General features: G+C 36.0%; 14 protein-coding genes. 4 read left to right on the top strand and 10 right to left on the bottom strand.

Translation table 11 applies throughout. The features are described 5' to 3' along the window. Positions 1-427: 427 nt before the first annotated feature. Complete coding sequence (locus tag L6N96_00740) at positions 428-589, bottom strand: hypothetical protein (protein ID MCP8322692.1); 162 nt, start codon at positions 587-589, stop codon at positions 428-430. A 308-nt stretch (positions 590-897) separates the two neighbouring features. On the opposite strand from L6N96_00740, the gene L6N96_00735 reads away from it, so the two are divergent. Further along, on the top strand, positions 898-1,368 hold the full coding sequence (locus L6N96_00735) for a pyridoxamine 5'-phosphate oxidase family protein (GenBank protein MCP8322691.1): 471 nt from the start codon (positions 898-900) through the stop codon (positions 1,366-1,368). Positions 1,369-1,379: 11 nt separating this feature from the next. On the opposite strand, the gene L6N96_00730 is transcribed toward L6N96_00735, so the two are convergent. The 7 genes from L6N96_00730 to L6N96_00700 form a co-directional block, all read right to left on the bottom strand. Next, positions 1,380-2,186 carry an MBL fold metallo-hydrolase gene (locus L6N96_00730; protein ID MCP8322690.1) on the bottom strand — a complete coding sequence of 269 codons (807 nt, stop codon included), beginning with the start codon at positions 2,184-2,186 and terminating at the stop codon, positions 1,380-1,382. Next, on the bottom strand, positions 2,183-2,503 hold the full coding sequence (locus L6N96_00725; GenBank protein ID MCP8322689.1) for a hypothetical protein: 321 nt from the start codon (positions 2,501-2,503) through the stop codon (positions 2,183-2,185). The genes L6N96_00730 and L6N96_00725 overlap by 4 nt, the downstream gene beginning before the upstream one ends. Before the next feature lie 100 nt (positions 2,504-2,603). Beyond that, a complete protein-coding gene (locus tag L6N96_00720) occupies positions 2,604-2,843 on the bottom strand; it encodes a sulfurtransferase TusA family protein (GenBank protein MCP8322688.1) in 240 nt (79 codons plus the stop codon). Between the two features lie 14 nt (positions 2,844-2,857). Further along, positions 2,858-3,229: a DsrE/DsrF/DrsH-like family protein gene (locus L6N96_00715; protein MCP8322687.1), complete on the bottom strand. Its 372-nt coding sequence runs from the start codon at positions 3,227-3,229 to the stop codon at positions 2,858-2,860. 68 nt (positions 3,230-3,297) lie between these two features. Continuing rightward, positions 3,298-3,795 carry an iron-sulfur cluster assembly scaffold protein gene (locus L6N96_00710; GenBank protein ID MCP8322686.1) on the bottom strand — a complete coding sequence of 166 codons (498 nt, stop codon included), beginning with the start codon at positions 3,793-3,795 and terminating at the stop codon, positions 3,298-3,300. Between the two features lies 1 nt (position 3,796). Beyond that, positions 3,797-5,029: a cysteine desulfurase gene (locus L6N96_00705; protein ID MCP8322685.1), complete on the bottom strand. Its 1,233-nt coding sequence runs from the start codon at positions 5,027-5,029 to the stop codon at positions 3,797-3,799. Positions 5,030-5,092: 63 nt separating this feature from the next. Beyond that, positions 5,093-5,368 carry a hypothetical protein gene (locus L6N96_00700; GenBank protein ID MCP8322684.1) on the bottom strand — a complete coding sequence of 92 codons (276 nt, stop codon included), beginning with the start codon at positions 5,366-5,368 and terminating at the stop codon, positions 5,093-5,095. Between the two features lie 193 nt (positions 5,369-5,561). Here L6N96_00700 and L6N96_00695 point away from each other — a divergent pair, with 193 nt between their 5' ends. Genes L6N96_00695 through L6N96_00685 form a run of 3 tightly spaced genes read left to right on the top strand, consistent with a single transcriptional unit; the run spans position 5,562 to position 8,344 of the window. Continuing rightward, entirely contained in the window at positions 5,562-6,569 is a 1,008-nt protein-coding gene (locus L6N96_00695) for a substrate-binding domain-containing protein (GenBank protein ID MCP8322683.1), read from the top strand. Positions 6,570-6,590: 21 nt separating this feature from the next. Then, a complete protein-coding gene (locus tag L6N96_00690; GenBank protein ID MCP8322682.1) occupies positions 6,591-7,286 on the top strand; it encodes an ABC transporter permease in 696 nt (231 codons plus the stop codon). Continuing rightward, positions 7,283-8,344, top strand: coding sequence for an ABC transporter ATP-binding protein (locus L6N96_00685; GenBank protein ID MCP8322681.1), 1,062 nt, complete (start codon positions 7,283-7,285; stop codon positions 8,342-8,344). Before L6N96_00690 ends, L6N96_00685 begins: the two co-directional genes overlap by 4 nt. 103 nt (positions 8,345-8,447) lie before the next feature. Here the strand turns inward: L6N96_00685 and L6N96_00680 are convergent, their stop codons facing one another. Next, positions 8,448-8,759: a transcriptional regulator gene (locus L6N96_00680; GenBank protein ID MCP8322680.1), complete on the bottom strand. Its 312-nt coding sequence runs from the start codon at positions 8,757-8,759 to the stop codon at positions 8,448-8,450. Beyond that, positions 8,740-9,103 (bottom strand): hypothetical protein (locus L6N96_00675; GenBank protein MCP8322679.1); only part of this gene is annotated, 364 nt, incomplete at its 5' end. The genes L6N96_00675 and L6N96_00680, both read right to left, overlap by 20 nt.

Raw genomic sequence — 9,103 nt, 5'->3', positions numbered from 1 at the left:
AAAATGACGGAAGACCAGAGTACGTTAGAACAGTTCTTAAACGGTCTAGAAGGCGAAGTGGTGGAAATTATCCCAAATGTTACTCCTAAGTTCACTCCTGGGGGAATGGGTGCCGTGGTGGACTTTCTACTCATCGTAGAGAAATTGAACCAATAGTAAGACGGGAATCCGTACTGGGAGAATTCTAAGGATACAAAAGGCTCAGAGAAAGTTACACTCACTTGGATAATTATCTAGATAACTTAGTAAAGATTACTTGAAGTTTAACTACAAATTTATAGGAAGGTTAGGGTGCGCATTCTAAAATTTCTAATAGAAAAGATAATCAAGAGATGAGGATTTGGCTGAGAAGATAGAAAGGATATATGTACATGAATATAGGCATACTACACATCAAAAAATTAAGGCGTAGCATGATGCTACGCACTTAGAGTGTATCTAGTTCTCCTGATCTTACTTTAGTAACGAGGATGTTCCACTCATCTTTGTTTAATCGCACCATATTGTTGCCTTCGCCTATGGTCACTATGTCTCTTTTTACCTCTACTACGGGACAACATCCTTCGTCATGACATAGTTGTACAATCATAATTTTATTAGAAAATTGGTAAAAGATAAGCGTTTTGTTCATGATTGAATTGCGATAGATTATATTATAGGAGTAATATTGGGATATAGACCGTTAAAAAATGCATTTTTTACATATTATTTAACTAGATTTTAACGAATTATTTAACGCTTTTTTAACGATGGCTCTATAGTTTATATGTTAATAAAAAGTCCATTCGAAGATCTATTGCTTTCTAAAATAGTTGTTTAAAAATCTCTTTTAATCTTTTTAAAAACTATTAATAAACAATAAATTAAAACCTAAAAACGGTGTAAACTTTGACAATAGTGAAACTGCCAAAAATGGAAAAGCATGAGATAAACGAACTCATTCGAGAACAAATGCTTTGTAGGATCTCTTTCAAAGGAACTATTTACCCATATACTGTTCCTTTTCAATACGTTCAACTAAACAACTCTCTTTATTTTCACTTTACAAACTATGGTAAAAAAATGAGACTCTTTGAGAGGGATAAGAGGGTTTGTGTTGAAATTGAAAGGTACAAACAAGATCTTAGTGAATACGGTTTTGTTGTTCTTAGAGGCAAGTTAAAGATAGTTACAGATCCTTACGAAAAAGATATGGTTATCAAAGAGATGGCACAAGAAGGAGAACAAAAACTTTCAGAAAATTTTCTTCTAGCCCACGGCATCAGAAGAGAGGAAGGCTGGTCTTCATTAATCCAAAAAAAAGACCCAGTAATAGTTAAACTAGAAGAGATAGCTGAAGTAATAGGAATTAAATCTCCATCGTTGTAATAAATACAGCACTATCTTTCAGTTTCAACTTTTAGCTTATTTGTACCATTACTCGTTATGATTATATTACCCACATTACGTGTATTGAAAATTTTATTTTTAGATGTTATTTCCCGTAAAGAATTTAGAGTAAACTTATGAGGAAACTTATCCAAATCTCTAGTTCCAGCAGATATTATGGCATATACTGGATCAACAATCTCTAGTGCTTCAAGAAAGTTACCGTGTTTGCTCCCATGATGAGCTACTTTTAAGGCCTGTGCTTTCAATTCATCCCAATGATTTATTCTCATGTGAGCCCAGTTCCCAAACTGAGCGTCACCACTGAGTAAAATCTTCGAGTCCCCATATTCTACTCTAATTACGATGGATGCGTTGTTAATATTTGTGGGCTCTTTTGAGTCGGATAATAATCTTTCTGGGGGGGAGAGCACATTCAACTTTGTTTTACCGAATCTTACTTTATTTCCAGAATCGATAAACTCCGTTATTATTTCATCGTGTTCACTCAAGTAAAATAAAAGGTCTCTATAGGTATCTGAAGTATGTGGGTACCCACTATCCCAAAATTCACCAACTTTGTTTTCATATGCCTCGAGAAGCTTTTGAATGCCTCCTATATGATCTTCATGCGGGTGGGTAGCTACAACAAAAGCAAGCTTCTCCGCTCCAAGATCTTCTAGATACTTTTTTATCTTTTCCTCAAACTTTACGCAATCAATTACCCCAAATATTTTTTCTTTTTTACCTTTTGGCATTTCAAGGATGATCGTGTCTCCATGGCCAACATCCAAAATGTGTACTTTTAGTACCCTCAAGCTCTCATGCCTAACTTTTTCTGAAGTTTTATGATAGCAGCCTTATCTTGCCTAGTTGTATCTTTAATCCTAATTTTTCCTTGAAGCTTAAACTTCTTGTCCTTTGTTTCAGATACTAGAATGTTGTAATCATCACTGTTTTCAAAGGTGATTAAGTAAGATCGACCTTCAATAATTCGTTTTCTTGGTCCCAAAATTTTTAATAGAACTTGAATACCAATATCTATAGTCTTTTTCTTATCATCTTCTGTTGTCGTTAATATACGTATTCGATCTTCAATTACAGAATCTATTACAAGTCTGATTTTCTTTGACATTCACGCAATAATAATAAGAATACTGACTCATTATTAACTTATTTGTATGAAATAACATTGTAAAAGAATCTCAAGTAAGAATTACGCTTTTAATAAAAAATCATGAAGAACCAATTATTTTAATATAGATCTCGTATACACCATCTTTCTCATTAAAAATTAAGAATTCATGTCCAACAGATTCGGCCCAATTTTTAACATCATCTGGGGCAGCTGGATCTGTAGCTATAAGCTTTATTATCTGTCCTGGCTTCGCCTTCTGAGCATAATCAAATAATTTTAACAAGGGACCTGGGCAAAAGCTATACTTTGCATCTACTTCAATGTCTACTTTGTACAACTATGGTACCACCATTAAAAGAACAGATTTATATCCGAATCCTTTGATCTTCCTAGAAATGTCACTGCACCTACAAAATCATCAACAAAGTCCTTAATACCGTTTTTACCTATTTTAAAAAGACCCATCGTAGTGGTACAAGCAAATATCTTTAGTTTATTGGTCTCCTTAGCTTTGATAAGAAGTTCATCCCATTTTGGCATCGATCCCTTAGATACTGCTTCGTTCAATATCTCATTGTATTCATTATAGTCTTTGCTTAGAGATGATGGCTGATATCCTTTCTTTAATGCCAGAAGTCCGAAAAATGTAAAAAATAACTCGACATCCCAACCCATAGTGCAGGCGCTACTGGCAAGTATTATAGCAGGATATAGTTTATCCAATCTCTCAGAGCTAACTATCATAGAGAGTTTAGGCACAAAGAAAATATGTTGTATCTTTGATTTATATTTTATTTTTTCCGTTTCAGTTTCTTTGATAATATCTCCATCAGTTTCTCTTCTTCTAAAGCATGTTTCTCATCAGAGGTTATTTTCTCTGGTAACCAATCAGGTTTTTGCTTATTTGAGAAGTATTCCCTTATTGCCTTTTTAAGTGCTCCTACAGCTAGAATACCACAATGATGTTTTATTACTGGTAAAACCCCTAATTCATCAGATATCTGTTTCCATGTTATCTCCCAAGCTTCTTTCAGAGGCTTTCCCTTAGCCATCTCGGTCATTATGCTAGATGAGGCTATGTTCGCTGCACAGCCATAACTTTCAAATGTTGCTTTCTCGATAACTTGTGTCGATTCATCGATCTTCAAGTATATAGCGATCATGTCTCCACAGGCAAGACTCCCTGCTAATGCATAAGCGTCTGCATCCTCCATTCTTCCTAGATTTTTTGGATTCTTGAATAGCTCGAGTACTTTTGGACTATATGGAAGCGGGATTCTTGTAGACATCTTACTCAACTCCTTTAATTGGGCTAATTTGCCTTATCCTTTCTATCGCACTAGGAACGTTATCTATAACATATTTTATATCTTCTTCTTCATGCATCGGGGTCACCTTCATTAATACACTGCCATGTGCTTCTTCATATTTCCTACCAATTGCAAGCATTACATGGCTAGGTTCAAGAGTCCTACTCGTACAGGCACTACCGCTTGCAACATAAATGCCTTCCATACTTAATTCCACGGTTATAGCCTCTCCTTCACAGTACAAGAAACTTATATTTACATTGTCTGGTGCTCTTCTATCACCTCTAGGACCATTTAATAGAGTATGGTCAACATTACTCAAGATTCCATCAATTAGCATATTTCTCATTCTCTCCATTTTAGATTTATAATCATTAAAGTTTGCCCCGATTATTTCAATGGCTTTTCCAAAGCCGGAAATAGCAGGAACATTTTCGGTACCTGGCCACAATTTTTGAGTACTCAACTGACCATAAAGAATGCGTTCTACTTCAAGACCTTTTCTTATATAAAGAGCGCCAACCCCCTTGGGCCCATAAACTTTATGACTGCTAAAAGTCGCTAGATCTATGCCTAATTTTTCTACATTAAAGGGAATTTTTCCAAGAGTATCAGCAGCATCGGTATGAAAAATTATTTCTTGACCTTTATCCTTAACAACGTTTACTAGCGCCTTCATATTCTGCATAGCCCCAATCTCATGGTTGACAGATGATATACTAACAAGGAAAGTATCTTTGTCTACCTCTCTAGCAAGTACATCCGGATCGATTAACCCCTCATTATCTACAGGTAACTTGATAACAGTATAACCACCTTTTCTAAGCTCCTCAGCTGGTAATATAACGCTCAAATGCTCTATACTTGAGACAATTATTTTCTTCTTATCAGTTTTATTAGCTTTAGCTGAACCTAAAATGGCTAAGTTATTCGATTCTGTTCCACTATGGGTATAGACTATCTCTTCCATCTCCCCACCGATAAAGTCTGCCATTTTACTGGTAGTTTCGAATAAAGCCTCATAAGATTCCCACCCGATCTTATGTGTAATTGAGGGATGACCATAACCAGACTCTCGATATCTTCGTATCATTTCTTCTAGGGCTTCTGGAAAGATTAAACCAGAATTTTCTGAATCAAAGTATACTTCTTTCTCAGGCTTTCCATGCGCTCTTATTAGATCCCTGACACTTCGAATTATATCCGTTGACATAAATTTATCACTTCTTTAAATTACCTTTCTTTTAAAAAAACATATATCATAAAGGATTGAATTTCATGTTTTACTTCTGGCTATACGTTCAAGATCCTCGACTTTTGATTGTGTTATGAGGCCTCTTTTCTTTAGATCAGCAATACATTGAAGTGCATACTCACACCAACTTACACAAGCATTTGTGGCTTCTCTATGTAAAGAACGACCACATGTTGGACACTCTACTTCGAAATCATCGCTGAAAAATTCAACTTCACCCCCACACTTTGGACATGTTCTTATCGTTATACTTTGGGGGGTGGTCAAGTCCTTTATTCCTGGACAATGTTGAATCATTTCACACTACACCTTCATTAATATTATTTCACATTTCTAATCTAAAAGTCTTTTTTATTATAATCCTTAAAATCCATCCCTTTTATATCACATTTTACCATAATTTGCATTAGGTCTTCTAAGAATACATTCTAAATAATACCGATATATTAATAAAGATATATCGATCGATATATTGGATTGAATATAACGCATGATAATAATTAAAAAAAATACAATTATATGGACAAGTTTCATCGTCGTAGCAATCATTCTTTCAATTCTAGTTACAGCTTACTATGTGGGAGCTTTTGAAAGTAAAAGGTCAAAGCTGGTGATATCTACAACAACTAGCCTCTTCGATACAGGTCTTCTCGACGAAATTGAGGATGATTTTGAATCGAGATATCCCATAGACCTCTACTTTATATCAGTCGGAACAGGTTTAGCTATAGAGAACGGGATAAGAGGAGATGCCGACTTAATTCTTGTACATGATCCATCAAGAGAATCCACATTCTTATCAGATGGATATGGTGTATGTAGAAAAATCATAGCCTATAACTTCTTTGTAATAGTTGGACCAGAAGACGACCCCGCAGAGATTGAAGGTCTATCACCTTTAGAAGCTTTGAATAGCATTTTTGAAGCAGGTAGGAATGAATCGGCCAAGTGGGTCTCACGCGGGGATAGTTCTGGTACTCACTCAAAAGAAATAAGTCTCTGGACTATGGCCGGTTTCGATTCTACTGAATTAAATGATGAAGAGTGGTATATAGAAGCTGGTGCGGGTATGGGGACAACTTTGGGTATAGCAAATACATATTTAGCCTATACTCTTGCTGATCTAGGTACATTTTTGGCATATTATGATTTTGGTGAGCCTGCACCTGGAAAGATTAGCCTTGAAGTATTGGTAGATGAGGGTCAAGAGCTTCTAAACGTCTACGGTGCTATAGCTGTCAACCCTATCACACTAGAAGGACTGAACTTTGAAGGTGCTATAAACTTCATAAAATATTTAATTTCTGAGGAAGGCCAAAACTTGATCAAAGAATATGGACAAGACGAATATGGCCAAAGTCTATTCTTTCCAGCCGTGGAATTACTAAAAGAAAATACAGACCCAACTTTAGTCAGTTGGATCGAAGACTATGCTTTTATCGATGGAGAAGAGTGCCCGACAGAGTATCAGGATGATCACCCTGAACTCTACACTTGACAAAATAAAACATGATTTTCTATGTCGTTCGAGATACTAGAGGGGCTACTTGAAGCTTTAAACCTCATTTTTTCAGGGAACCCTACATTATACGATATTACAACAAGATCGATCCTTATTTCTGGTACAGCTACTCTCCTCTCAGTTGTATGGGGAGCTCCTCTTGCAATAATTTTAGGTCTAAGAAAATTTCGTGGTAAAACCGTTATAAAGAGTCTTTTCAACGCTTTATTAGGTGTACCTACAGTAGCATTAGGATTAATACTTTATCTTATTCTCTCACGTTCTGGACCTTTAGGTTTTTTAGATATCTTGTATGCTCCTATTGGGATCATCATAGGACAAGCTATCCTGATAACTCCAATTACAGTCAGTTTTATCACTAGCGCTATAGAGTCCGTTGACCCAGAGATAAGGGATTTGGCAAGGACTTTGGGTGCTTCAGAAACACGAGCTTCGATATCAGTAGTAGAAGAATCCTCTAGTGGCTTTCTTCTCGCCATTATAGCTAGTTTCAATAGAGCTATAGCTGAGCTAGGTGTGGCTCTGATGGTTGGGGGGAATGTAAAAGGAATTACAAGAGTCTTGACAACTACGATAGCCTTAGAGACTTCAAGAGGTGAGGTAGTTTTAGCGATTGCCTTAACCATAATTTTGTTGTCAATAGTGATAGTTGTAAGCTTTTTAATAAATTTCATTCAGAGGCGTAGGGGATGAGCTGTTTTATAGAATTTAAATCTGTTACTAAAAAGTATGGAGAAATTGTAGCTCTTAATGATACAAATTTAAAGGTCATTAAAGGCGAAATCCTTACAATCATCGGTCCCAACGGCTCCGGAAAGACTACTTTGTTAAAAATCATGGCCGGAATTGACAGACCTAATAGTGGAGAATTCTACTTTGATGATGTTAAAGTCGATAGTAACAAGTTCAATGAAATCAGATCAAGAAGTACAATGGTGTTTCAAAAGACTGCTCTTTTCACTACAAGTGTATATAACAATCTGACCTATGGCTTGAAATTAAGAGGATACCCTAAAGATAAGATAAAAGAGAAAGTTTCTGAAGCGTTAAAGATGGTCAGGTTAGATGGGTATGAGGATCGTCCAGCAAAAAAATTATCTGGCGGTGAGCAACAGAGAGTGTCACTTGCTAGAGCTCTGGTCCTCGAAACTGAGCTTCTTATATTGGATGAGCCGACAGCTAACCTCGATCCGAAGAACGTTTCGATTATAGAGGAGACGATTTCACAAGTAAATAAAGAAAAGAAAACTACGATTGTAATGGCTACCCATAATATGTTTCAGGCACAAACCCTTGCTGATAGGTTCGCCATTCTTCTTGATGGTAAGATAGTAGAAGTTGGTTCAACTAAAGAAATTTTGGGGATTCAATCCAAGTATTTAGCAAGCTTTGCTAGACTTGAAAATATTTTTCGAGGTAATTCAAGGATAAGTGATAATGGTATTTCGATTATAGAAATAGGCGACGGACTTGATATAGAAGCTACTGAAAAAAGGAGTGGTAGGGTAAATCTACAGATTAGACCTGAAGATATTATAATCTCAAGTAAAGATATAATCTCAAGTGCAAGAAATACCTTCAAAGGAAGAGTAGTTGAAATATCTGATCTTGGATCCTCAGTAAGGCTTAGAATCGATATAGGAAAGGAAATTATAGCTCAGATCACAAAGACATCTTTTCTCGAAATGCAAATTAATATTGGTACCGAAGTGCATCTTACATTTAAAGCCTCTTCAGTGATTTTATTTTAAAAAGTGTTATAATTTGTACCCATAACCTTATCATATTCCCATTTATACCAACAATGTCGTTAATACTGATTATATTATCGTTATCGATATTGATTAGATTTGATTATCTTGGCAAAGTAGTAAAAACTTGTTCCAGGTTTTGTTGGTATTCTTTGAAGGCACTTCGTCCTTTTTTCGTTAGTTTAAGTGCTGTGTGGGGTTTTCGTTCAATGAATTCTTTCACTATCTCCACATAACCTGCTTCTTCAAGCTTGCTCAAATGGGATGATAGATTACCTGGAGTCATCTGAAGTTGATTTTGGAGGAAGAGGAAGTCTGCGCTTTCTACAACGTAGAGCTGGGTTATGATCATCAATCTAGTTGGCTCATGGATCAATCGATCGATGTTCTTTAGGTTAAAAGAATTTTTTGACAAATGTCTTGTCACCATGAGTTAGTGGATATTTTCGTATGGACTGCATTAGAAGAACAAAGCCATTGATGGTAATCACAAGTCCAATAGTTACAAGGAAATACTCGAATGGGATAGTGATGAAGTGTCCTATGAGAGATGTTGCTAGTGTTAATAGTCCATATATGTACAGCCGCTTTAGACCCATTGTCCATGCGAATAGGCTTGATATTGAAGCCGCTGCAATACCTATGATGATTATACTGTTTGGAATGATCAGATTCCTCAGTGTTAATGCCCAAGCTTGACTTGATGCAAAAGAAAAAAGAAAAACTATGGATGTTAACACACCAAAGACCATAACTCCA

The sequence above is a fragment of the Candidatus Methylarchaceae archaeon HK02M2 genome, from assembly GCA_024256165.1.
Taxonomy (GTDB): domain Archaea; phylum Thermoproteota; class Nitrososphaeria; order Nitrososphaerales; family JACAEJ01; genus HK02M2.
This window is presented reverse-complemented; position numbering and strand designations above follow the sequence as displayed.